General features: G+C 52.1%; 17 protein-coding genes and 4 tRNA genes. 16 read left to right on the plus strand and 5 right to left on the minus strand.

Annotation, left to right across the window (positions count from 1 at the left end):
- Nucleotides 1-4: 4 nt before the first annotated feature.
- The gene (locus A0129_RS07900; RefSeq protein ID WP_291713967.1) at nucleotides 5-850 is read right to left on the minus strand and encodes a hypothetical protein; all 846 of its coding nucleotides are present in this window, start codon (nucleotides 848-850) and stop codon (nucleotides 5-7) included.
- Nucleotides 851-937: 87 nt separating this feature from the next.
- On the opposite strand from A0129_RS07900, the gene A0129_RS07905 reads away from it, so the two are divergent.
- The 9 genes from A0129_RS07905 to A0129_RS07945 all read left to right on the plus strand — a co-directional run bounded on the left by A0129_RS07905 (nucleotide 938) and on the right by A0129_RS07945 (nucleotide 9891).
- Nucleotides 938-1022: transfer RNA gene (locus A0129_RS07905), tRNA-Leu, on the plus strand.
- A 166-nt stretch (nucleotides 1023-1188) separates the two neighbouring features.
- Nucleotides 1189-2493, plus strand: a complete 1305-nt coding sequence (gene tig / locus A0129_RS07910; protein WP_291713969.1) for a trigger factor — start codon at nucleotides 1189-1191, stop codon at nucleotides 2491-2493.
- Nucleotides 2494-2514: 21 nt separating this feature from the next.
- Nucleotides 2515-3162 (plus strand): ATP-dependent Clp endopeptidase proteolytic subunit ClpP, encoded by a 648-nt coding sequence (gene clpP / locus A0129_RS07915; protein ID WP_105029305.1) that lies wholly within the window; start codon nucleotides 2515-2517, stop codon nucleotides 3160-3162.
- A 64-nt stretch (nucleotides 3163-3226) separates the two neighbouring features.
- Nucleotides 3227-4498 carry an ATP-dependent Clp protease ATP-binding subunit ClpX gene (gene clpX, locus A0129_RS07920; protein ID WP_138518040.1) on the plus strand — a complete coding sequence of 424 codons (1272 nt, stop codon included), beginning with the start codon at nucleotides 3227-3229 and terminating at the stop codon, nucleotides 4496-4498.
- A 162-nt stretch (nucleotides 4499-4660) separates the two neighbouring features.
- A complete protein-coding gene (gene lon / locus A0129_RS07925) occupies nucleotides 4661-7069 on the plus strand; it encodes an endopeptidase La (protein WP_291713971.1) in 2409 nt (802 codons plus the stop codon).
- A gap of 215 nt (nucleotides 7070-7284) precedes the next feature.
- On the plus strand, nucleotides 7285-7557 hold the full coding sequence (locus A0129_RS07930) for an HU family DNA-binding protein (RefSeq protein ID WP_105029303.1): 273 nt from the start codon (nucleotides 7285-7287) through the stop codon (nucleotides 7555-7557).
- 107 nt (nucleotides 7558-7664) lie between these two features.
- A tRNA-Val gene (locus tag A0129_RS07935) sits at nucleotides 7665-7740 on the plus strand.
- Between the two features lie 25 nt (nucleotides 7741-7765).
- Nucleotides 7766-7842, plus strand: a tRNA-Asp gene (locus tag A0129_RS07940).
- A 144-nt stretch (nucleotides 7843-7986) separates the two neighbouring features.
- On the plus strand, nucleotides 7987-9891 hold the full coding sequence (locus A0129_RS07945; RefSeq protein WP_291713993.1) for a SurA N-terminal domain-containing protein: 1905 nt from the start codon (nucleotides 7987-7989) through the stop codon (nucleotides 9889-9891).
- On the opposite strand, the gene A0129_RS07950 is transcribed toward A0129_RS07945, so the two are convergent.
- Both A0129_RS07950 and A0129_RS07955 read right to left on the minus strand, forming a co-directional pair.
- On the minus strand, nucleotides 9875-10144 hold the full coding sequence (locus A0129_RS07950; protein WP_291713995.1) for a hypothetical protein: 270 nt from the start codon (nucleotides 10142-10144) through the stop codon (nucleotides 9875-9877). The genes A0129_RS07945 and A0129_RS07950 overlap by 17 nt on opposite strands.
- A 77-nt stretch (nucleotides 10145-10221) precedes the next feature.
- Nucleotides 10222-10875 carry an arylesterase gene (locus A0129_RS07955; protein ID WP_291713997.1) on the minus strand — a complete coding sequence of 218 codons (654 nt, stop codon included), beginning with the start codon at nucleotides 10873-10875 and terminating at the stop codon, nucleotides 10222-10224.
- On the opposite strand from A0129_RS07955, the gene A0129_RS07960 reads away from it, so the two are divergent.
- Entirely contained in the window at nucleotides 10874-11554 is a 681-nt protein-coding gene (locus A0129_RS07960) for an ABC transporter ATP-binding protein (RefSeq protein WP_291713998.1), read from the plus strand. The two genes, A0129_RS07955 and A0129_RS07960, sit on opposite strands and share 2 nt — an antisense overlap.
- Here the strand turns inward: A0129_RS07960 and A0129_RS07965 are convergent.
- The gene (locus A0129_RS07965) at nucleotides 11513-13183 is read right to left on the minus strand and encodes an NAD(P)H-hydrate dehydratase (protein WP_291714001.1); all 1671 of its coding nucleotides are present in this window, start codon (nucleotides 13181-13183) and stop codon (nucleotides 11513-11515) included. The two genes, A0129_RS07960 and A0129_RS07965, sit on opposite strands and share 42 nt — an antisense overlap.
- Nucleotides 13184-13287: 104 nt before the next feature.
- On the opposite strand from A0129_RS07965, the gene purL reads away from it, so the two are divergent.
- The 6 genes from purL to A0129_RS07995 all read left to right on the plus strand — a co-directional run bounded on the left by purL (nucleotide 13288) and on the right by A0129_RS07995 (nucleotide 22151).
- Nucleotides 13288-17331 carry a phosphoribosylformylglycinamidine synthase gene (purL, locus tag A0129_RS07970; RefSeq protein ID WP_291714003.1) on the plus strand — a complete coding sequence of 1348 codons (4044 nt, stop codon included), beginning with the start codon at nucleotides 13288-13290 and terminating at the stop codon, nucleotides 17329-17331.
- Nucleotides 17332-18009 (plus strand): uracil-DNA glycosylase, encoded by a 678-nt coding sequence (locus A0129_RS07975; RefSeq protein ID WP_291714005.1) that lies wholly within the window; start codon nucleotides 17332-17334, stop codon nucleotides 18007-18009. It abuts the gene before it with no gap.
- A 10-nt stretch (nucleotides 18010-18019) separates the two neighbouring features.
- Nucleotides 18020-19969: an excinuclease ABC subunit UvrC gene (gene uvrC / locus A0129_RS07980; protein ID WP_291714007.1), complete on the plus strand. Its 1950-nt coding sequence runs from the start codon at nucleotides 18020-18022 to the stop codon at nucleotides 19967-19969.
- An 87-nt stretch (nucleotides 19970-20056) separates the two neighbouring features.
- Nucleotides 20057-20626, plus strand: a complete 570-nt coding sequence (gene pgsA, locus A0129_RS07985; protein WP_291714009.1) for a CDP-diacylglycerol--glycerol-3-phosphate 3-phosphatidyltransferase — start codon at nucleotides 20057-20059, stop codon at nucleotides 20624-20626.
- A gap of 20 nt (nucleotides 20627-20646) precedes the next feature.
- Nucleotides 20647-21993: a DUF3422 family protein gene (locus tag A0129_RS07990; protein ID WP_291714012.1), complete on the plus strand. Its 1347-nt coding sequence runs from the start codon at nucleotides 20647-20649 to the stop codon at nucleotides 21991-21993.
- 68 nt (nucleotides 21994-22061) lie between these two features.
- Nucleotides 22062-22151 (plus strand) — tRNA-Ser (locus A0129_RS07995).
- A gap of 1040 nt (nucleotides 22152-23191) precedes the next feature.
- On the opposite strand, the gene A0129_RS08000 is transcribed toward A0129_RS07995, so the two are convergent.
- Nucleotides 23192-23547 (minus strand): hypothetical protein (locus A0129_RS08000; RefSeq protein WP_291714014.1); only part of this gene is annotated, 356 nt, incomplete at its 5' end.

Below are 23547 nucleotides of genomic sequence, written 5' to 3' on the forward strand. Positions count from 1 at the left end.
GAAATTACCGCCTCAGTACTTGTGTTGTCCATGCAATGCTGAATTTCTTGAACGGGGTGATGATTTTTTGCTCGGTCAATAAACGGTAGCCAGCGGCTTGGTGCACTTTCAGTTCGGCAGCACGCATGCGGAACAGCGCCCGCAATGGCCTTAAGACAAGACGCTGGTCTGCAGGCATGTTTCTCCAGGCTGCGTTGGCTTTTTCAAGCAGATGCACACCCACCTCGCTGAACAGGGTTGTACTGGCCTCGTTGTGTTCCCTGCGTTTGATTTGCTCTGCTGTTACCCCGTGTTTGGCCAGCAATTCAAAAGGCAAGGGCTGAAACCCCTGATCCAGGTACTTCGCCAGCCTGAGCAACTGGCACAGACGGATGGCTGAAGTCCAGAATTCCAGCAACTGTGTGCAATCTGTAATTGAATTTTCAAAACGGGCCTGAACCAGTTGGCCCCAAGGTCTGGTCTCCAGCAGCACGTCGTTGTGCCAATCTGCCATGCTGTTGTAACGCTTGGGCTCGCATCCGCTGGCCACCCGGTTAATCAATTCGCCCCACTGCTCGGCTGGTAGTGTGGCAATCACGGGTTTTGATATCGCAGTAATGACCGGGTGAGGGTTGCTGTTGACCCCGGCGTTGGCAAGGGCGTTTTGCCACCAGCCCAGTTTGACCTGTGTCAAGCCAGCCTCCAGCTGCTTCAGGCAAGCCTGCCGCAACTCGTGATTCAGGGTGAAGCAACCAAGCCAAAATGCTTTCAGTTCCTCGGTTTGAAACAGGGTTGCGTAGTGCAGGGAGGCGGTTTCCCCGCTTACTTTCTCGCGGCAGTAGGCAAGCGGGTTTTCTAGAGATACAGCCATGTCACCTTCTAATTGGGGGTAATGCAGTCAATAAATGACATTGTAAGGGCTTCAAAGTTAAAATCGGGCTATAATGCGCGCCTGCATGCGGATGTGGCGAAATTGGTAGACGCACCAGATTTAGGTTCTGGCGTAGCAATACGTGAAGGTTCGAGTCCTTTCATCCGCACCACCCCTCTTGTGCCCCGGTGATATCGCTTCTGGGGCGGTCCAGTTTTACCAAGCCCCCGCCAAAGCAGCTTCATACTTGTGTAAGATATCGGCAATTGTAGAGCCTTTACGCCCATTAACCACCCCCTTGGCCAACCTTGCCAAGGCAACTAGTTCAAGAGTTCCAAATGACTGAAACAACCACCACTGCCAGCTCACTCGAGAAAACCATTTCCTTGAAGCTGTCGGTTGAAAAAATCAATGCTGAAGTTGAAAAGCGCCTGAAAAAGGTGGCTCGTACAGCTCGCATGCCCGGTTTCCGCCCAGGTAAAGTGCCCATGAAAATGGTGGTACAAAACTATGGTCCCCAAGTGCATTCTGAAGTGTTGAACGATGAAATCGGTCGTACTTTCAGCGAAGAAGTTCAAAAGCAGGATCTGCGTGTGGCTGGTCAGCCCCGCATCGAAGCCGCCAAGGACGCCGCTGACGACGCTTTTGAGTTCAACGCCATTTTTGAAGTGTTCCCCGAAGTGAAGTTTGGTGACTTCGCTACATTGGAAATCGAGAAAACAGTGGTTGAAGTGTCCGACTCTGAAGTGGACAAAACCATTGAAATTCTGCGCAAGCAGCGCGCCAGTTTTGCTGAAGTAGACCGTGGCTCCGCTGAAGAAGACAAGGTAACTCTGGATTTCGTCGGTAAAATTGACGATGTCCCCTTCGACGGCGGCACAGCCGAAGACTTCTCGTTTGTAATCGGCAAGGGTCAAATGCTGCCTGAATTTGAAGCTGCGGCAAAAGGCTTGAAAAAAGGCGAAGAGAAAACGTTCGACCTGGCTTTCCCGGCCGATTACCACGGCAAGGACGTTGCAGGTAAAACTGCCCAGTTCACAATCACAATCAAGAAAGTGGAAGGCACCCAGTTGCCTGAACTGAACGAAGAGTTCGCCAAGGCCATGGGCATCGCTGACGGTTCCCTGGAAAAGCTGCGTGAAGACGTGCGCGTGAACTTGAGCCGCGAAGTCAGCAACCGCACCAAGGCGCAAACCAAAGAAGCAGTCATGAATGCACTGTTGAAAGTGACTGAATTCGATGTGCCCAAAGCCCTTATTCAATCCGAAACCACCGAATTGGCCTCCCGTGCACGCCAGGACCTGAAGGCCCGTGGCATGCAAAACGTGGAAGAAATTCAGCTGCCCGAAGACATTTTTGCTGCACAAGCCGAGCGCCGTGTTCGCTTGGGCCTGATCGTGTCAGACTTGGTAAAAGAAAACAGCTTGCAAGCCAAACCCGAGCAGGTGCGTGCCTTCATCGAAGAGCAGGCACAAAGCTACGAGAACCCTGCGGAAGTGATGCAGTGGTATTTCCAGGATCGCGCCCGTTTGGCGGATGTGGAAGCGGTTATTCTGGAAGACAATGTGGTTGAATTCGCTTTGAGCAAATCCAAAGTGGTTGAAAAGAAATTGTCCTTTGACGAACTGATGGGAAATAAATAAATGATGTGGAACCCTCGCTCTATGACTAACAACATGAACAATTCTGGTGCGCTTGAAACCCAGGGCAATATGTACGTGCCCATGGTGATTGAGCAAAGTGGTCGGGGCGAGCGGGCCTATGACATTTATTCGCGCTTGCTTAAAGAGCGCGTTATTTTCCTGGTGGGGCCGATCAACGACCAAATGGCCAACGTCATCGTGGCGCAAATGTTGTTCCTCGAAAGCGAAAACCCCGACAAAGACATTGCGCTGTATATCAACAGCCCGGGTGGTTCTGTGTCAGCGGGCATGGCCATTTACGACACCATGCAGTTCATCAAACCCGATGTTTCAACTCTTTGTACAGGCCTGGCGGCCAGCATGGGCGCGTTCTTGTTGTCTTCGGGCACCAAGGGCAAGCGTTTTTCCCTGCCCAACAGCCGAATCATGATTCACCAGCCTCTGGGTGGCGTGCAGGGTCAGGCATCCGACATTGAAATTCATGCCAAGGAAATCTTGTATTTGCGCGAAAAATTGAATGGAATACTGGCTGAGAACACAGGCAAGACCATCGAAGAGATTGCGCGCGACACAGATCGTGATAACTTTATGGGTGCAGACTCTGCCAAAGAGTATGGCTTGATTGACGACGTGCTGAAGCACCGTGTGCCACCGGCCGACAAGAAGTAACTGCAGTAACATTAAAACCTGGATTTCTTGATTGCCCCTGCGGGGGCTTTCCAGAGGATAAAAGATGTCAGAAAAGAAAGGCTCAAGCGAAAAGCTGCTGTATTGCTCCTTCTGTGGCAAAAGCCAGCATGAGGTAAAAAAATTGATCGCAGGGCCCTCTGTGTTCATCTGTGATGAATGCATTGAGTTGTGCAACGACATCATTCGTGATGAAGCAGCGGAGGCCACTGCCACGGGTGGCGGTGACAAGCTGCCCACCCCTCAGGAAATTCGTGCCATTCTTGATCAGTACGTCATTGGTCAGGACAAAGCCAAGCGTGTGCTGGCTGTAGCGGTTTACAACCACTACAAACGCCTGCGTCACATGAGTAAAAAAGACGACATTGAACTCACGAAAAGCAACATTTTGCTGGTTGGCCCGACGGGTTCGGGTAAAACGTTGCTGGCCCAAACCCTGGCTCGTTTGTTGAATGTACCTTTTGTCATTGCTGATGCCACTACGCTGACCGAGGCCGGTTACGTGGGCGAAGATGTGGAAAACATCATCCAGAAGCTGCTGCAAAGTTGCAACTACGAGGTCGAAAAAGCACAGCGCGGCATTGTTTACATTGACGAAATCGACAAGATTTCCCGCAAGTCAGACAACCCGTCCATTACACGCGATGTGTCGGGCGAGGGTGTGCAACAAGCCTTGCTGAAGTTGATTGAGGGCACTGTGGCCTCCGTTCCTCCACAGGGCGGTCGCAAACATCCCAACCAGGATTTCGTGCAAATTGACACCACCAACGTACTATTTATCGTGGGTGGCGCGTTTGAAGGTTTGGACAAGGTCATTCGTAACCGATCCGAGCGTTCGGGTATCGGCTTTGGCGCAACCGTGAAAAGCAAGGAAGAGGGGAATGTAGGCACCTTGCTGGCCGAAGTTGAGCCAGAGGATTTGATCAAGTTCGGTATCATTCCCGAGTTGGTGGGTCGCTTGCCCGTAATTGCCACTCTCGAAGAACTGGATGAGCCAGCGCTGATTGAAATTTTGACCAAGCCGAAAAATGCCATGGTCAAGCAGTTCGAAAAGTTGCTTGAGATGGACGGTGCTGAACTTGAAGTTCGTCCATCCGCACTTAGCGCGATTGCCAAAAAAGCAATTCAGCGCAAGACAGGGGCGCGTGGTTTGAGAACCATTCTTGAACAGGCTTTGCTCGGCATTATGTATGATCTGCCCGGCGATACCAATGTCAAGAAAGTGGTGATCGATGAGAACACAATCAACGGCACGGGCCAACCTTTGTTGATCTATGAAGACCAGCCCAAAGTGGCCAGCAGCAAAGACAAATCCTGATGCCAAAAGCAACATCAAAACAGATTGCAAAATGATTAAAAAAGCCCAACTCCACGGTTGGGCTTTTTCTTTTCAGTGGTATTGTTTATTTGTCGTGAAATAAAGCTTGAATAAGCGCGTTTTAACCCCACTGTAGGGTTATGCATTTAATAGGTGATTCATATGTCAGCAACTAACGTGCTTCCGGAACAACCCATCGAATTGTCATTGCTCCCATTGCGAGATGTAGTGGTGTTCCCGCACATGGTAATTCCTCTTTTTGTGGGACGTCCAAAATCCATCAAAGCGCTGGAAATTGCGATGGAAACAGGCAAAAGTATTCTTCTGGTGGCGCAAAAATCAGCCACCAAGGATGAACCCAGCGACAAAGACATTTACAACATCGGCTGTGTGGCCAATGTGCTTCAGATGCTGAAGTTGCCTGACGGCACCGTGAAGGTGTTGGTTGAGGGCGTGCAGCGTGCGCGCCTGACCAAAGTGACGGACGAAGGAACGCACTTCGCCGCTACAGCCATGCCTTTGCTGCCTGATCCTTCACAGAGCCCGGAAACTGAGGCCATGAAGCGTGCAGTGATGGCTCAGTTTGATTCTTACGTGAAATTAAACAAGAAGATTCCTCCGGAAATTCTGACCTCATTGGCCAGCATTGAAGACATCGGCCGCCTTGCGGATACGATCGTCAGTCACTTGCCGTTGAAGCTGGAACAAAAGCAATCGATTTTGGAAACCTTCAGCATTGCTCAGCGCCTGGAAGCGTTGTTGTCCCAACTGGAAACCGAGATCGATATTCTTCAGGTGGAAAAGCGCATCCGTGGTCGTGTAAAGCGCCAAATGGAGAAGAGCCAGCGCGAGTACTACCTGAACGAGCAGGTTAAGGCCATTCAGAAAGAGTTGGGTGAGGGCGAAGACGGCGCCGACATGGAGGAGCTTGAAAAGCGAATCAAGGCTGCGCGCATGCCCAAAGAAGCCCTTAAAAAAGCTGAAGCGGAATTGAAGAAGCTCAAGCTGATGTCACCCATGTCTGCTGAAGCCACCGTGATTCGCAATTACATTGACGTTCTGGTCGGTTTGCCCTGGAAGAAAAAAACCAAAATCAACAATGATTTGGCCAATGCCGAGAAGGTATTGGACGAGGATCATTATGGTTTGGAAAAAGTGAAAGAGCGCATTGTGGAATACCTCGCGGTTCAGCAGCGTGTTGACAAACTGAAGGCACCTATTCTTTGTCTGGTAGGCCCCCCCGGTGTTGGTAAAACCTCGCTTGGACAATCAGTGGCCAAGGCAACGAACCGCAAATTTGTACGCATGGCTTTGGGTGGTGTGCGAGATGAAGCTGAAATTCGTGGTCACCGCAAAACCTATATCGGGTCTATGCCGGGCAAGGTACTGAACAGCATTACGAAAGTAGGTGTTCGCAATCCGCTGTTTTTGCTGGATGAGATCGACAAGATGGGACAGGACTTCCGTGGTGATCCTGCATCGGCCTTGTTGGAAGTACTGGATCCTGAGCAGAACAGCACCTTTGTAGATCATTACGTGGAAGTGGAATACGACTTGAGCGATGTGATGTTTGTCGCCACTGCGAACTCCTTGAACATTCCTCATGCGCTGCTTGACCGGATGGAAGTGATTCGCCTGAGCGGATACACCGAAGACGAGAAGGTGAATATCACTCAAAAGTATTTGCTGCCCAAGCAGTTGAAAAACAACGGCGTGAAAGACGAAGAGTTGAGCGTCTCCGAAGCAGCCATTCGCGATGTGATTCGCTATTACACTCGTGAGGCTGGTGTGCGCGGACTCGAGCGTGAAATGTCCAAGATTTGCCGCAAGGTTGTGCGTCAAATGGTGTTGGGAAAAAACGAAAAGAAAGTGCAGGTTACACCCAAGAACCTCGATAAGTTTTTGGGCGTTCGTCGGTTCAATTTCGGCATGGCTGAGAAAGAAAACCAGGTCGGTCAAGTCACCGGTTTGGCCTGGACAGAAGTGGGTGGTGAATTGTTGACCATCGAAACTGTGTCCATGCCAGGCAAGGGAAATGTGATTCGAACAGGTTCTCTCGGTGACGTGATGAAAGAATCGGTGGAGGCTGCCCGATCGGTGGTACGCGCACGCGCAAATCGATTGGGAATTCACAACGATGCGTTTGAGAAGCGTGACATTCACGTGCACGTTCCCGAAGGTGCCACACCGAAAGATGGGCCCTCAGCTGGTATTGCGATGACTACTGCATTGGTGTCGACTTTGACGAATATGCCGGTGCGTTCTGACGTTGCAATGACTGGTGAAATTACTCTTCGTGGTGAAGTGTTGGGTATCGGTGGCTTGAAGGAAAAGCTGCTGGCCGCGCATCGCGGAGGAATTAAAACAGTGCTGATTCCCGAAGAAAACGTGAAGGATTTGGCGGAAATTCCAGCCAATGTGAAGAACAGTCTGGAGATTATTCCGGTGAAATGGATTGATCAAGTGTTGCAACATGCTTTGGAATCGCTTCCAGAGCCAGTCTCAGAGCCAGCCGAGGTGATCGCAGGTAAAGCTGACGAGGCAAGTGCAAACCCCAGTGTAAAGCACTGATATCAATCGTTATTTTAAATCAGCCTCCGCACGAAAATGCGGAGGTTTTTTTTTTGTGCATCGCGGAAACCCGCACCAGGCCTTAAAAATAAGGGTTATCCGCCCGCAAAATGTGTTGACAGCTAGGTTTCAGCCATGTCTAAATTAAGAACTGGAAGCAACGTGGTGCCTGTTTTTGGGCACTTTTTATTTGTCACCATGAGGGGGCTTTTTACATGAATAAAACCGAACTGATCGATCAAATTGCTGAGTCAGCAGAAATCTCCAAAGCGGCCGCTGGTCGTGCACTGGATGCAATGATTGCTGCTGTCAAAACTACCTTGAAAAAAGGTGGTTCAGTAACTTTGGTTGGTTTTGGAACCTTTGCTGTTGGCAAGCGTGCTGCACGCAGCGGCCGTAACCCACGCACTGGCGCAACAATCAAAATCAAGGCAGCCAAGGTGCCCAAGTTCCGTCCTGGCAAAGCCCTGAAAGACGCAGTAAATTAAATTTAAATTTTTTTTGACAAAAGGTATTGCAGGCCGAGTTAATTTGTATATAATTGCGGTCTTGGCTGATTCGCAGCAAGACAAACACTAGTAAAACAGTGAGCGTCGGGTGCTTAGCTCAGTTGGTAGAGCGGAGCCCTTACAAGGCTTAGGTCGGGAGTTCGAGCCTCTCAGCACCCACCAACAATGCGAAACAGCAACCAACTCTGGAGTGGTAGTTCAGTTGGTTAGAATACCGGCCTGTCACGCCGGGGGTCGCGGGTTCGAGCCCCGTCCACTCCGCCAAACAAAAAAGGGAATCTTCGGATTCCCTTTTTTCATTTCCACAGTCATTCATTTCCAACCCCGGCCGCGCCCCACACGGTTTTCCGGTGTGTACCTTCAGGTATAGTATTCGCTTGTTGTTCAACACTAAATCACCTACAAAACATGTTTGAATTCATCCGAAACAATCAGAAGATCATGCAGTTTGTGCTGCTGCTGTTTATTGCACCCGCATTTGCCTTGTTTGGTCTTGAGGGGTACAACACTGTCAGCGCTGACGCAAACGCGCTGGCGATTGTGGGCGACTATCCAATTACCCAGGAAGAGTTCGATCAGGTCAAGCGTGAGCGCATTGAAGAAGCACGTGCGCAGTCTGGCGACAACTTTGATCCCAAGGTGTTTGAATCACCAGAAATCAATCGCCAATTGTTGGATACATTGGTGCTTCAATACTTGCTCCAACAGTCGGTACAAAAGCAATATTTGACTGCGTCAGACAAAGCCTTGGCTGAGGACATCGCTCGTACCCCTTTGTTTCAGGTGGATGGCAAGTTCGATCTTGAAACCTACAAGCGTGAATTGGCTGCGCGCGGTCTAACGCCTACTCAACACGAGGCAAATGTGCGTTTTGGTTTGGCGCGAAACCAGGTGCTTGACCCGGTGTTGCGTGCTGCTTTTTTCCCGGAAACATTAAAAACCCAATTGGATGATGTGCAGCTGGCTGGCCGTGTTGTGCGCGTCAAGAACATTGATTTGGCCCCGTACTTCGCAAACGTCAGTATTACCGATGAGCAAATCAAGGCATTCTATGAAGCCAACAAAGCACAGTTTATGGCACCTCAACAGGCCGATGTTGAATACGTTGTGTTGTCGCCCGATACTATCAAATCGAAAATTGAAGTAAGCGATGCTGACATTGCTGCCTACTACGAACAAAACAAGGCCCGTTTTTCTACGCCTGAAGAACGTCGTGCCCGCCACATTTTGCTGGATGCCGAAAAGGAAGGTGCCTCTGCAGATGAGCTGAAGGCAGCGGCGGAAAAAGTACTGGCCGAGTTGAAAGCCAACCCATCGAAGTTTGCTGAACTTGCCAAGCAGTATTCAATCGACCCTGGCTCTGCAAACCAGGGAGGTGATCTCGGATTCTTCGGCAAAGGCGCGATGGTTCCCGAGTTTGAGCAAGCCGTTTTTTCTCAGAAGAAAGGTGAACTAAGCGGACTTGTGAAGAGCCAGTTTGGTTATCACATTGTTGAAGTAACCGACATTCGTGGTGGTGAGGTTCAAGCACTTGAGGAAGTAAAAACTCAAATTGCAGATGAAATCAAAAATCAAAAGATGACTGCTCAGTACGCCGATGCACAAGGGCGCTTCACCGAGTTGGTGTACGAGGGTGGACAGTCGTTTGAGAACGTGATCAAGGCACTTGGTGTGCAGGCACAAACATTCAATGGTTTGACGCAGGGTGCGACCAATGCTCCGGAAGTATTGAAAGACGCAAAGCTGATGGCAGAGATTTTTTCATCCGATTCGGTTGAAAACAAAAACAACACCAAGGCTGTGCAAGTGGGTGAGGCCATGGTCTCTGCTCGCATCGTGAATTACACGGCTGCGGCTGCGCGCCCGTTGGACGAGATGAAACCAGTGATTCAGGCTCGCTTAAAGCAGGAGGAAGCTGCAAAGGCTGCGCTGAAAGACGCAGATGCTTTGGCTGCCAAGCTGGATAGTGAAAAGCCACAGGCCGGTTCTGATTTGTTGACCGGTTTTGCTGATTCAAGAACCGTGTCCGCTTTGAGCGCGGAGGGCTTGCCCGGTTTGGTGGCCCAGTCCGTGTTGAACACAGGAGTGTCTGAACTACCCAAGGCCAAGGTGGTTGGATTGGGTAACAATGGTTATGCGGTAGCATGGGTGGAAAGCAGTGCACCGTCTTCGGAAGTCAAAGCGAAAGCAGATCCGCAGGTGGTTCAGTACTACGAGAATATTGCAGGGCAGGTGTATCAGGAAGCCTTGCTGCTGGCTGCACGCGATGCCATGAAAAAGCGTGTTGAAGTCGAGATCAAGAAGACGTTTTAATCTTGCAGGTATAGTGGATGCTGATGTGGTCGATTTGCAGCGCATCGCATCCCCGATTGACGTGGTTGTAGTTGATTTGCAGCGCGTCAGTCATTCTGCCTTGATCAAGTCGAATTCCCCTTTTTAAATCTGGCTCAGGGCATGCGAAACGCGAGCGCGTCTTCGCATCAGATCCTGGCGGATCGGCCCCTCGCTGCGAATCAAAATGGGCGACTTGATCTTGAATCAGCAGAACGAAGTAACGCTGCTGCAAATCCAGACCTCACCTTAAGTCGCTTAGCGCACGCGTTAAAAGATAACGCGAACTCGTATACGCTAACCGTAATATCTTTACTTCAATGTCGCTGAAAACGTTGGCCAAATATTTTCCAGAATTTTCGGTTGTGCTCCCGCATTTGGATGAATTCCATCTGCTTGAAACGCAGTGGGGTCTAGCGCGAAACCTTCCAGCATAAACGGCACCAAAGGCACCTTCTGTTTTCGTGCCACCTCTGGGAATGTGTCGCCAAAGCGGCGGGCATACGCTGGTCCGTAATTCGATGGAATTTGCATGCCAATCAGTACAGCCTGAGCGCCACTGCGCCGGGCTGCGACCAGCATATTGGTCAAGTTGTCTTTCATAGTGTCCAGGGACAGTCCGCGTAATCCATCGTTGGCGCCGAGTTCCAGAATCATGTGCGAGGGTGAATGTTGTTTTAGCAGGGCTGGCAAGCGTGTTTTCCCCCCGGCTGTTGTTTCACCTGACACCGACGCATTCACAACCTTGCAGTGCGGGAACTTTTCAGCCAAACGGCTCTCCATCAATGCGACCCAACCTTGTTCTTTGGGCAGACCATAGGCGGCCGAAAGGCTGTCTCCCATCACCAGAATTTTGCATTCCTGGCCTGTAGTTGCCGCAAAGCTGGATACACTGGTCGACAAGCCAAAAGCAATAAAGCCAAACGCCAAGGTGTTTTTAATTTTTTTCGCAGTAAAGGCAAACATGAGTCGTGCAATCCTCGAAGTCGAAGGTTTAAATCAGCTGGTTCAAGACGGGCAAAGCAGTTTGTCCATTCTTGAGAACATCTCTTTCACTATAAATCAAGGTGAAGCGGTTGCCATCGTGGGTGCCTCCGGTTCCGGTAAATCCACATTGTTGGGCATGCTCGCTGGGTTGGACATTCCATCCAGTGGCGCAGTTCGCTTTTTGGGGGAAGACTTAACTCAACTTAACGAAGATCGGCGAGCCAGCTTGAGAGCCGAGCATGTGGGCTTTGTATTTCAGTCGTTTCAGTTGCTGGATCACTTGAGTGCACTTGAGAATGTGATGTTGGCCACAGAATTGACTCCCATGCAGAATCGCGAGAACGCCTGCAAAGAAATGCTGCAGCGTGTGGGATTGGGTGATAGGTTGAACCACACGCCCAAGACACTCTCGGGAGGCGAGCAACAACGCGTTGCCTTGGCTCGGGCATTCGTACGAAAACCGACGATTGTGTTTGCCGACGAACCTACAGGAAGCCTTGATTTCGCAACTGGCCTGCGAATAATTGACTTGATGTTTGACCTTCAGAAGGAGCTTGGTACCACCTTGATATTGGTGACCCACGATGACAAGCTGGCGGCGCGCTGTTCAAGGCAGTTAACCATAGCGGCGGGCGCTTTGGCCCAAGAGGTGGTTTAACCACCTTTTCATCCGCCCGGCAATTTCGCTGGCATGTGAAACGTACAGAAACTCTCGCTCACCCGCCAGCGGTTCAAGCGACAGTCCGTGTAGATACACCGCGAATGACGCGGCTTTGAATTCATCCAGACCTTGCCCCAGCATGGCGGCTATGGCACCAGCGAGCACATCGCCACTGCCCGCGGTCGCCAATGCGGGGCCACCCGTGGTGTTGATTTCAATTTGATTTGGTTTGCAGATCAAGCTGCCAGTGCCTTTCAACACCACTGTGCAGTCAAATTGAGAGGCCAGGGATTGCGCCGCTTTCACGCGATCGGCCTGAATCATTTCAGTTGTGCTTTGGAGAAGGCGTGCTGCCTCTAGCGGGTGCGGCGTCAACACCAGGCTTTTAGAGCGATGTTTTCGCCGGTAGTGCTCCAAACGCATGCGCAATGCCGAATTGGCTGCAAGAAGATTTAGTGCGTCGGCGTCCCATACCATGTTCAAACCTTTGTCGTGTTCGAGCAGCGCGTGAACCATATTCAGGGCCTCGTCACTTTGCCCTAGGCCTGGACCGATCACAACGGTGTCGGCAAACTCAAGATTACTTTGCAGCCCCTTGTTCATGATTTCTGGAAAGATCAGGTCAAGAAAGGGCGTTTGACCCTGATGTTGAATATCCGGCAAGTGCATGTCTTCTTCATTCAACAGGGTCAGGGCCACTCGCCCGCAGCCCAGCATCAAGGCCGTTCGGGCGCTCAACAGGCAGGCCCCAACCATGCCCCGTTGACCGCCAAGCACCGCAAGGCTGCCAAAGCTACCCTTGTGATGCTCATGGTTGCGCCGGGGCAGGCGTTGTAACTGATCAAGCCGGGAAACTGCTTGAACAACCAGACCCCATTTAACGGTATTTGCGTCCCGTGTCTCAAGCAGGGCATCGCAATTCAGCGTATCTATCCACAGTTCACCACACAAACCCTTGCCTTGATCACTCAACAGTCCGTGCTTGCAGGCAAGGTAGCTGAAAGTGGTGTGTGCCTGAACCGCTGCGCCGGGCGCACTACCCGTATCACAGTTCAGTCCGCTGGGGCAGTCCAGCGCATATACCCTCGCGAGGTGGCGATGGGCGTTGATCTGTTGAATCAGTCGTTCAATCAGGCCTTGTGGTGCCCTGTCGCAGGCAATTCCCAGCAAACCGTCGACAATTACCGTGCCCATGCCAATCTCGGGCAAGGACATGCCGGACTCAATCTCGATGGGTTGGACACCATGTGCCAGGGCCCACAGCACCGCTTGCATTCTGTCCTTTGACCCTTGCTTTCCCTCGGTGACCTGCAACAGATCGACGTGTAAGCCCTTGCGTTTCAATTCTCCTGCAACGATGCAGGCATCACCTCCATTGTTACCGGGACCGGCCAGCACCAGACAGCGAGTTGCATGTGTTTCGCTGTGCGCTATTTGATCGACGATTTTCAGGGCCGAGCGTACTCCGGCAGCCTGCATGAGTAAGAAGGAATCGATGTGCGAGAAAGCGGCCTGTTCCATTGCCCGGATTTGCTTTACCGACAGCACTGGCATTGATTTTTGGTCCAGCTGGAGCCAGTTGGCATGGCCCAGGTTCTCAGGGTGTAGGTCAATCAGTTCAGGCATGCGCATTCCATGGAAATTCAGGGTGGTTTATCCAGCCTTGTTGCTCAGTTTTGGGGCTGTAGCACTTATAATTCAAGATTACCTCAACCACCCCCACTGCTGTCATGTCTCTTGCCCTGTCTTCGGCTGATCAATTCAATGTTTCTACCTTTAACGGTGCGTCTGCCCTGTCTGCATTCCGCGCAGAAGGCCTGTTGAAACGCTTGCAGGCCATTGATTCAAACGTGACGGCGGTGCGTGCTCATTTTGTGCACTTTGTGGCCACCCGGGCTGCACTGGAAGGGCAGCAGCGCCAAGTGATGGAAGGTTTGCTCGATTACGGCCACGCTGCCCCGGCGTTGGACCGTGTTGACCTTAGCTGTGTGGTTGTTCCCCGCCTGGGTACGGTTAGTCCTTGGGCTTCCAAGGCGACTGACATTGCCCACAACGCTGGCTTGGGCACAGTGGTACGCATGGAACGCGGTATCGAGTTTCAGTTGACCTTCAAGAAAGGCTTGCTGGGTGGCAGCAAACTGCCGGAGGGCACCGCTTTGCAGGCCTTGAAGGGTGCGCTGTACGACCGCATGACGGAAACCGTGCTGCCTGATGGCTTCGACGTGAAAGGCCTGTTTCTGCCCCTGCAGGGTAAAAGCCTGCAAATCGTGGAATTGAGCGAAGGACGCCATTCCCTGGTGAAAGCCAACAGTGAACTGGGTTTGGCGCTGAGCGAAGATGAAATTGATTATTTGCTGGATGCATACACTGCCATGGGCCGTTCGCCCACCGATGTTGAGCTGATGATGTTTGCGCAGGCGAACAGCGAACACTGTCGTCACAAAATTTTCAATGCGACCTGGACCATTGATGGGCAGGCGCAGGACGAAACACTGTTCGGAATGATACGCAACACTCACAAAACCACCCCGCAGGGCACGGTGGTGGCGTATTCCGACAATGCCGCGGTCATTGCTGGTGGCAAGGCTGAGCGCTTTTTTGCTGATGCCGATGGCGTGTATCGCCCGCATGATGAAACCACGCATTTTGTAATCAAGGTGGAAACCCACAACCATCCCACCGCCATTTCGCCATATGCGGGCGCTGCCACCGGTTCAGGCGGCGAAATTCGTGACGAGGGTGCCACTGGCCGTGGCGCCAAGCCCAAAGCGGGTCTGTGTGGCTTTACCACTTCGCACTTGCGTTTTGAGGGTGGCAAGGAAAGTTGGGAAAGTGGGCAAGACGCCTTGGTGCCACTGGAGCAACGTGCAGAGCGGCCTCAGCCTGTCGGTATTCCTACACGCATCGCCACGCCTGAACAAATCATGATTGATGGTCCAATTGGCGCCGCTGCGTTTAACAATGAATTTGGTCGCCCGAACCTGGGTGGCTACTTCCGCACATTCGAGCAACGTGTGGGTGATCGTGTTTATGGTTATCACAAGCCCATCATGATTGCGGGTGGCCTGGGCAATATTCGGGAAGTGCACACTCACAAATGCGATTTGCCGGCTGGCAGCTTGTTAATACAGCTGGGCGGCCCTGGCATGCGCATTGGCATGGGCGGTGGTGCGGCGTCGTCGATGAATGCGGGTACCAACACCGAGTCTCTCGATTTTGATTCTGTACAACGTGCCAACCCTGAAATGGAACGCCGTGCGCAGGAGGTACTCGATCGCTGCTGGACCTTGGGCGAAGCCAACCCGATTTTGAGCATTCATGATGTGGGCGCGGGCGGTATTTCCAATGCATTCCCAGAACTGGCCGATGCTTCAAACAAGGGAGCGGAATTTGATCTGCGTAAAGTGAATCTGGATGAAAGCGGATTGAGTCCTGCCGAGATTTGGTGCAATGAATCGCAGGAACGTTACGTGATGGGTATTGCGCCCGAGTCGCTCGAACTGTTCACACAGTTGTGCGAGCGTGAACGTTGCCCCTTCTGTGTGGTGGGCGTTGTGACTGACGAGCGTCAGTTGAAAGTGCTCGACGCGGAAAGCAGCAGCAACCCGGTCGACATGCCCATGGAGGTATTGCTGGGCAAACCACCCCGCATGGAGCGCAATGACAACCGTGTTGAAACGGTGAAAGCCGAAATTGATTTGACCCAAACGGAGTTGGGTCAGGCGATTGAACAAGTGTTGAAATTCCCCGCTGTGGCTTCCAAGCGTTTCCTGATTACGATTGGTGACCGCACGGTGGGTGGTTTTACAGCCCGCGATCAAATGGTTGGTCCTTATCAGGTGCCTGTGGCCGATGTGGCTGTGACAATTGACGATTACACCGGCTACGCAGGCCAGGCCATGGCCATGGGTGAGCGCACACCGCTTGCGGTGTTGAATGCACCTGCTTCAGGCCGCATGGCCATCGCAGAGAGCATTACCAACCTGCTGGCTGCACCAGTTGAAAAACTGGAAGATGTGAAATTGAGTGCCAACTGGATGGCCGCTTGCGGTACACCCGGACAGGATGCTGCGTTGTTTGATACCGTGAAAGCCATTGGTATGGACCTTTGCCCACAGTTGGGCTTGGGCATTCCAGTGGGCAAAGATTCGCTTTCCATGCGAACACGCTGGAATGAGGGTGATGTGCAGAAGGAAGTGTTGTCGCCTGTCAGTTTGATTGTTTCTGCTTTCTCAAAAATCAACGATGTGCGTGGCACACTAACGCCGGTTCTGAACACTGTTGAAGACACCGTACTGGTGCTGGTTGACCTGGCACGCGGCAAAATGCGCCTGGGCGCCAGCGTGTTGGCGCAGGTGACCAACCAGTTGGGTGAGGATGTGCCCGATGTGGAGGATGCAAGCGACATCAAAAACTTTGCGATGGCCATGAATGCCTTGCGTGAAAAAGGTTTGGTGCACGCTTATCACGACCGCTCTGACGGCGGTTTGCTGGCAGCTTTGGCCGAAATGAGTTTTGCCAGCCGCTGTGGTTTGTCGATCAACCTGGATTTAATCACTATCGACCCCTATTCAGCAGATTGGGGCGATTTTAAAATTCGCCCTGAGCAGGTCAGCGTGCAACGCAGCGAACTTACCCTGAAAGCCTTGTTCAACGAGGAATTGGGTGTGGTGTTGCAGGTGCCCGCTGCTCAAAAAAGCGAGGCCATGCAAGTGTTGCGCGATTTCAATTTGAGCAAGCACAGCAACATCATTGGCAAGCCAAATGATCGTGACGTGATCGAGTTTTATCGTGATGCCAAGTGCATTTATTCCGAGAGCCGCGCCAAGCTTCAGGGTATTTGGGATGACACCAGCTACCAAATCGCCAAGCGCCGCGACAACCCGGCTTGTGCGGAAAGCGAACACAAGGCCGCGGCTGAATTGCCCAATGCTTTGGTGTGGCAACCCAGTTTTGACATTACCGAAAACCCCGCAGCGCCATTCATTGCGACAGGCGCAAAGCCGCGAGTCGCTGTGCTGCGCGAACAAGGCGTGAACGGTCAGCTTGAAATGGCAGGCGCATTCACCTTGGCTGGTTTCGAGGCGGTGGATGTACACATGAGCGACCTGTTGAGTGGCAAACGTAAGCTGGCTGATTTCCAGGGCTTGGCCGCTTGCGGTGGTTTCAGTTACGGCGATGTGTTGGGTGCTGGCGAGGGTTGGGCCAAGACCATTCGCTACAATAGTGTATTGGCTGATCAATTTGCAGAGTTTTTCGGTCGCAGTGATGTGTTTGGCCTGGGTGTGTGCAATGGTTGCCAAATGATGGCGACTTTGGCTGATTTGATTCCCGGTGCTACGCATTGGCCAAAGCTGATGCGCAATGAAAGCGAGCAGTACGAGGCGCGTTTGGTCAATGTGAAAATCAACAAGACGCCTTCGATTTTGTTGAGTGGCATGGAAGGCTCGGTGGTACCGGTGGTGGTCGCGCATGGTGAAGGCCGCGCCGATTTTTCTCGCCAAGGCAACCACGGCAAATTGAGCGCGGAAGGTTTGGTGGCCGTGCAGTATGTGAATTCGCAAGGCGAGGCCACACAGCAGTACCCGTTCAACCCCAATGGCAGCCCTGACGCGTTGGCGGGTTTCACCACGCCGGATGGTCGTTTTACCATCATGATGCCGCACCCTGAGCGAGTATTCCGCAATGTACAAATGAGTTGGGCGCCCAAAGATGCGGGCGAGTTTTCACCCTGGATGCGTTTGTTCTACAACGCGCGCAAGGCATTGGGTTAAATGGGCAGTACGACCGTGTGGCAACCCCTGGTCATGGATCAGCAATGGCCAGCCAAGGTGTTTGATGTGCAATGCACTGCATGCCCACGTTTGCATGCCTTTCACGAGCAAAATCGCCAAAAATTTCCCGGGCATTTTAATGGCCCGGTTCCTCCATTCGGTCCAGACAATGCCGAGCTTCTGATTGTCGGCTTGGCCCCTGGACTGCACGGCGCAAACCGCAGTGGAAGACCATTCACGGGCGATTATTGTGGGGATTTGTTGTACAGCACCTTGCACAAGTTTGGCTTTGCCAACCGGCCTGTGTCGATGGCTGTGGGTGATGGCCTGCAACTTGTCAATGCGCGCGTGAGCAATGCAGTCAAGTGTGTTCCGCCAGAGAACAAGCCTACACCGGCCGAGATTAATACCTGCAATCAGTTCATCGCCCATGAGTTCAAGGTTCACCCGCCCAAGGCAGTGTTGGCACTGGGCTTGGTTGGGCACCAAGCGGTGTTGAAGGCCCTGGGTCAAAGGCAAAGTGCCTTCAAGTTCGGGCATGCCGCTCAACATGATTTGGGTGCGTTTCGCTTGTTCGACAGTTATCACGTAAGTCGATACAACACGCAAACCGGCCGACTGACCGCACCCATGTTTGAGGCTGTGATGGAGTCGATTAGCCGTTTTCTGAAGGTGTGAGGGCAGGGCGATGACCGACGAGCAACACCTGCCCGACTCACCTTTTGACATTGCTGCTTTTTTGAAGGAATTGACCACTCGACCCGGTGTGTATCGCATGATTGATGCGAATGGCACAGTAATGTATGTGGGCAAAGCCAAGAACCTGAAAAAACGCGTTTCATCGTATTTCCAGAAAACTCATGCCAGCCCGCGCACCAGCCATATGGTGGAGCGAATTGTGAGGGTGGATGTAACACCAACCCGAACTGAAGCAGAGGCCTTGCTGCTTGAGAACAACCTGATCAAAAGCTTAAGCCCACGCTACAACATTTTGTTTCGCGATGACAAAAGCTACCCCTACTTGCGGCTGACGAATCACAAGTACCCGCGTGTGGCTTATTACCGTGGTGCGGTGGATAAAAAATCACAGTTTTTCGGACCCTTTCCCAATGCTTGGGCTGTGAAGGAAAGCATTCAGGTTTTGCAGCGTGTTTTCTTGTTGCGCACTTGCGAAGACACCGTGTTTTCCCATCGATCACGACCCTGTTTGCAGGCTCAAATCCAACGTTGCAGCGCGCCTTGTGTGAACTGGATCAGCCCGGAAGATTATGCAAAGGATGTGGAAGCCGCATCGCGTTTCCTACGGGGCGACCACAAATCGGTTTTGGCCAATCTTGAAGAGAAAATGCTGGAGGCCAGTGGCTTACTTGAGTTTGAGAAAGCCGCAATGTATCGCAATCAGTTGGGTGCATTGAGCCGGGTGCTGCAGAAGCAGTCGGTGGACACCACGGGTGGAGACGATGATGCAGACATCATTGCGGTGGTGATCAAGGGGGGAGCGGTTTGCGTGAACCTGGCGATGGTGCGGGGTGGGAGGCATTTGGGTGACAAGCCGATGTTTCCCAGTGTGGCACAGGCCAGCGAAGATATCGGGCCTGAGGTGCTTGAGGCGTTCTTGAGTCAAGCGTATGTGGACAGGCCGATTCCCAACTTGTTGATTGTCAATCAGGATTTGGATGCGCCTGAATTGTTGATGGCTTTGAGTCAACAGGCTGGCAAAAAAATCAATCTGATCCGACAGCCTCAGAGTGAGCGCCGAAAGTGGCTTGATATGGCCGTCGACAACGCAGAGATCGCGATTGCAAGGCGAATTGCCGAGCAGGGCTCTGCGCAATTCCGCACGCGTGCGCTTGTCGAAACTCTGGGCCTGGAAGCCCGGTTGGAAGAGGCCTTGCAAGCCTCAGAGGCGGACCGATTGTTGAGTGGGAATTCTGTGGGGACTGACCTTGCCGGGGACTCTTCCGCAGCGGAGGAGATCGATTTACTGGCCACCTTGCGTGTGGAGTGCTTTGATATTTCGCACACCGCAGGTGAGGCCACTCAAGCTTCTTGTGTGGTGTTTCACAACCACGATATGCAAAGCCGCGAGTATCGCCGTTACAACATTGAAGGCATTACTCCAGGCGATGATTATGCGGCCATGCGTCAAGCTGTAACCCGACGCTATCAGCGTGAGGGCAAAACCCCGATTGTGATGCCCCATGTGGTGTTGATCGACGGTGGCAAAGGACAAATTGAAGTGGCCCGGCAGGTGTTTGAACAGCTAGGGCTGGATATCAGCCTGATTGTCGGTGTCAAAAAGGGCGAAAACCGAAAGGTGGGGCTGGAAACTTTGGTGTTTCCAGATGGCCGCCCAAGCCTTGAGTTGGGTCCTGGCCACCCTGCACTCATGTTGATTGCTCAAATTCGGGATGAGGCCCACCGCTTTGCGATTACTGGCATGAGGGCAAAGCGGGCCAAAGCACGGCAAGCCTCGGAGCTGGATGAAATAGAAGGAATTGGCGCACGCCGCAAGCAAAAGTTACTGACCCGTTTTGGCGGCTTGCGCGGTGTAAAGGCAGCCAGTGTGGAAGATTTGCAAACGGTTGACGGCATCTCGAAAACGTTGGCTGAAGAAATATATCGACGTTTGCACTGAAGATGTGCGCCTCAACAGGTGTTGGCGCTGATATATTCTGTACCTCTAGAGAGTGTATTTTTTACTTAACAAAAGAAAAACACATATATGCCAATGAACCTGCCCATGATCCTGACCTGGGTCCGGATTGTACTGATCCCCTTGGTTGTCGGCATTTACTTTCTGCCCGAAACAATCATGTCCATCTCCATGCAAAACTGGGTGGGCGCTTGGGTATTTGTAATTGCGGCCATTACTGACTTCGTGGATGGTTACCTGGCGCGCCGCTGGAACCAAACTTCGGCGTTTGGAGCATTCCTTGACCCTGTGGCTGACAAGCTGATGGTAGGGGCAGCACTGATTGTACTGGTTGACCTCGGGCGTATTGGTCCATTTATCGCACTGATTATTATCGGACGTGAAATTACCATTTCTGCCTTGCGGGAATGGATGGCCAGCATCGGTGCGCGCAACAGTGTTGCCGTGAACTGGCTTGGCAAATTCAAAACCATTGCTCAAATGGTGGCAATCCCCATGTTGTTGGTGAACGAAACCTGGATGGGCATTGATTTTCATGTGCTGGGTACTTTGGGTATTTATGTGGCAGCCGTTTTGACGGTGTGGTCAATGTGTTATTACCTGATGAAAGCCTGGCCAGAACTCCGCAATCGAAGCTGATCGCTTCCTGATATTTCGCCATGAACAAAAGCAATTTGCTGCCCCAGCCGTACCCGTTGCGGCAGGCACTCAATGATGAAGTGCATTCCCGCCCCACCGAGGCCTTGTGGCCGCAGGAGCGGGTGTTTCATATTGCTTTGCTGGTGCAAGGTGACGTGACACCCGAGATTGTTGGGCAACTGCAAGCTTTGGTGGACTATTGCGGTTGCAAACCTGTCTCTGATGAGGAGCTGGCTGCACCCCAGGTCAGCCTTAGCCTGTGCGGCGGCGAGTCGGCTTTGCGTCTGCGGCTGGAGCGCCACAATGAATTCATTACCCTGACCTTCTTTGAACGGGCTGACCATGCGATCGTGTTCGATCGCCCGGTGACTCGCCGTTTGCCTCCCAGCTGGATGGCCGCTTTGCCTGGGGTAATGCTGGTGGCCATTGAACTATTTGTTCAAAAAACAGAAAACCCCCGAGAGCCGCGCAGTGTGGCAGGTTACTTTGATGGCAATACCCTGATTGGCGGCATGATTGCCAATGGAGCAGGGCAGGTGTTTTCGGATCTTCGGATTGCAGACCGTGGTGCCAGCCGGATTTTGATTTGCAATTTGAAAATGGGTTCACGGCAACTTGGCCGGGTAGTTCAGCGCGCGATCGAGATGGAAACTTACCGAATGATGGCCCTGCTGAGTTTTCCAGTTGCGCGTGCCACGTTGCCAAAGCTGTCTTCGTATGAAGACCGTTTAGTAAAGTTGGCCACCGAAATGGCGGAGACCAGTAAAACTGAAGACCTCGCCGAAGTGACCAGCGAGGATGTTGAGCTGGACCGCAAGTTATTGAGCCAGTTGACCGACCTGGCTGCCCGCGTGGAGCAGTTAAGTGCTGAGAACCGGGTCCGTTTTACTGCCGCAGAGGCGTATACCGATCTGGTGAAAAAACGAATCGCTGAATTGAAAGAAATTCCCATGGTGGGCATGCAAACTTTTGGCGAATTCATGGATCGTCGTTTGGGGCCTGCCATGAAAACCTGCACCTGGACCGCTCGTCGGCAGGACGAACTGGCCGCTCGTATTTCACGCGTAACGCAACTGCTGCGAACGAGAGTTGAGATTGAACGTGAAAGCCAAAACCAACGTTTGCTGACCAGCATGGACAAGCGTGCGAAGGTGCAGTTGCGCCTGCAGGAAACGGTTGAAGGCTTGTCGATTGTTGCCATCTCCTACTATGGCGCTAGCTTGGTGGGTTACCTGGCCAAAGGATTGAAAGCCTTGGGCTTGCCGGTTTCCGCAGATTTGGCGATAGCCGTGGCCATTCCAACCATTGCGGTGTTGGCTTATGTGAGTATGCAAGCCATGAAAAAGCGCATGGGCTTGAAAGGCTGAGGAATATTCGGAAATATTGTCCCTACAGGTTTCCAAAGCCCGGTGTTTGTGGTTATAATTGCGGGCTCGGAAGCTTGGCAGAGCGGTTGAATGCACCGGTCTTGAAAACCGGCGAGGGTGCGAGCCCTCCGTGAGTTCGAATCTCACAGCTTCCGCCACCGATACAGCAATAGCGCGCCTCTCAGGCGCGTTTTTGTTTCTACCCATGTAACTACCCATTTATCAGCATGGGCGTAGGGTTGAAATTCCTCCTGGCGGCTATCCAATACTGTACGGAACATCAGGTATCTGGTTTGTTCAATATTTCCCACTATTCCAGTGGCCACCTGCTTGGTTCGCCGCTCGCTGTTCTGCTTACTTTTGCTTGCGTTTGCTGATTTTCGGTTTTACTTTTTCATCAAACCTCGCGCGCGCGTATTGCTCCGAAAACTCTGCGATTGCCACGCGCGTATTGGTCGGAAAATCCCGCACACCTCTCGTCCGATGGCTTGCTCTGGTGCGTATCTATCACCCAACGAAAGTGCCTCCCTTTTTATAGGGTGGGGAAAACCCAGCGGAAAAGTCAGTACCCCTATAGAAACCTTATGTCTTTCCAACCTTGCCCTAATCTTGCCGTGTTATTGCGGCTTCTTTAGGGGCCCAAAAAACCCCTTTTGTAGCTGTCTCTTTGTCCCTCGCGCGCGCGCACGAGAAAATTTCGGGTTCACATTAAAAAACGATTCCGCGTCCGGTGTGAAAAAATGATGCCCCTTTTGTTTTCTCTTACCCCCCCCAGGGGGTGCGTACTATTCTTTGCGCACTTATTCGGCGGGAAAGTTATTCGTAGATATCTCAGAAGCCACATATGGCGGTGGTTTTACCCGGCATCGGCTGCGCACCTATTTCTATTTCAATCTACTTTAGATATCCGTTGAAAACCCTGTCACCGTCTCGCACACGATGTGTTCATGAATTGTCTTTTAGGGACTGTAAAAATTCCTTTTTAAGGCGGCGGAAAATTTGATGTTCTCTGGATATTTGATTTGATGTTGTAATTGCCATGTGTTGCCGGGATGCCCCCATCTTGCGTACTTGCTGGGGCGTTTGAATTTGCTGAAAGAATCAAAAAGAGGGTTTTATTGTCTGCGTGGGAAACCGTGGGATTGACAACGTAGAGCTCGCCGCCAGTTGACGATTCCCCCGTGCCCTTGTTGGACACTCACCTGGCCGTGTGCATGGGGCACCTATTTAGACAGTCCCAATTAACAGACGCACCGCGCGCCATGTGTTGGAGCGGGGCTGTTCCCGCTGCTGTGCATACCCCTTGGTCAGAACCTTGTTTATGTCGGTAGCGGCTGCATTCCAAACAGGCCCGGCGATTGTCACCACTGAATTCACCCACCGCCACGGCTTCCCCGAAGTCCCATGCGTGTTCATCATCGATTCCAATGGTCAATGCCTTCTGGTGCACTTCATAAACCCGGCCCAATCCCTGCTCACTGGCCATCTGATTGCCGTAAATCTCGAATGTGCGTTCGTCACAATACTTATTCGCTGTTACCCCTGCTTGTTGAG

The sequence above is a fragment of the Limnobacter sp. CACIAM 66H1 genome, assembly GCF_001601825.1.
Lineage (GTDB): Bacteria > Pseudomonadota > Gammaproteobacteria > Burkholderiales > Burkholderiaceae_B > Limnobacter.

What these genes read in the sequence shown, in the direction of transcription:
- A0129_RS07965 (WP_291714001.1), bottom strand. Translation starts at nt 13,183, where the DNA reads ATGCCTGAACTGATTGACCTACACCCTGAGAACCTGGGCCATGCCAAC.
- uvrC (WP_291714007.1), top strand. Translation starts at nt 18,020, where the DNA reads ATGACCGACGAGCAACACCTGCCCGACTCACCTTTTGACATTGCTGCT.
- A0129_RS07930 (WP_105029303.1), top strand. Translation starts at nt 7,285, where the DNA reads ATGAATAAAACCGAACTGATCGATCAAATTGCTGAGTCAGCAGAAATC.
- A0129_RS07945 (WP_291713993.1), top strand. Translation starts at nt 7,987, where the DNA reads ATGTTTGAATTCATCCGAAACAATCAGAAGATCATGCAGTTTGTGCTG.
- tig (WP_291713969.1), top strand. Translation starts at nt 1,189, where the DNA reads ATGACTGAAACAACCACCACTGCCAGCTCACTCGAGAAAACCATTTCC.
- A0129_RS07990 (WP_291714012.1), top strand. Translation starts at nt 20,647, where the DNA reads ATGAACAAAAGCAATTTGCTGCCCCAGCCGTACCCGTTGCGGCAGGCA.
- purL (WP_291714003.1), top strand. Translation starts at nt 13,288, where the DNA reads ATGTCTCTTGCCCTGTCTTCGGCTGATCAATTCAATGTTTCTACCTTT.
- lon (WP_291713971.1), top strand. Translation starts at nt 4,661, where the DNA reads ATGTCAGCAACTAACGTGCTTCCGGAACAACCCATCGAATTGTCATTG.
- A0129_RS07975 (WP_291714005.1), top strand. Translation starts at nt 17,332, where the DNA reads ATGGGCAGTACGACCGTGTGGCAACCCCTGGTCATGGATCAGCAATGG.
- A0129_RS07960 (WP_291713998.1), top strand. Translation starts at nt 10,874, where the DNA reads ATGAGTCGTGCAATCCTCGAAGTCGAAGGTTTAAATCAGCTGGTTCAA.
- A0129_RS07900 (WP_291713967.1), bottom strand. Translation starts at nt 850, where the DNA reads ATGGCTGTATCTCTAGAAAACCCGCTTGCCTACTGCCGCGAGAAAGTA.
- pgsA (WP_291714009.1), top strand. Translation starts at nt 20,057, where the DNA reads ATGCCAATGAACCTGCCCATGATCCTGACCTGGGTCCGGATTGTACTG.
- clpX (WP_138518040.1), top strand. Translation starts at nt 3,227, where the DNA reads ATGTCAGAAAAGAAAGGCTCAAGCGAAAAGCTGCTGTATTGCTCCTTC.
- A0129_RS07955 (WP_291713997.1), bottom strand. Translation starts at nt 10,875, where the DNA reads ATGTTTGCCTTTACTGCGAAAAAAATTAAAAACACCTTGGCGTTTGGC.
- clpP (WP_105029305.1), top strand. Translation starts at nt 2,515, where the DNA reads ATGACTAACAACATGAACAATTCTGGTGCGCTTGAAACCCAGGGCAAT.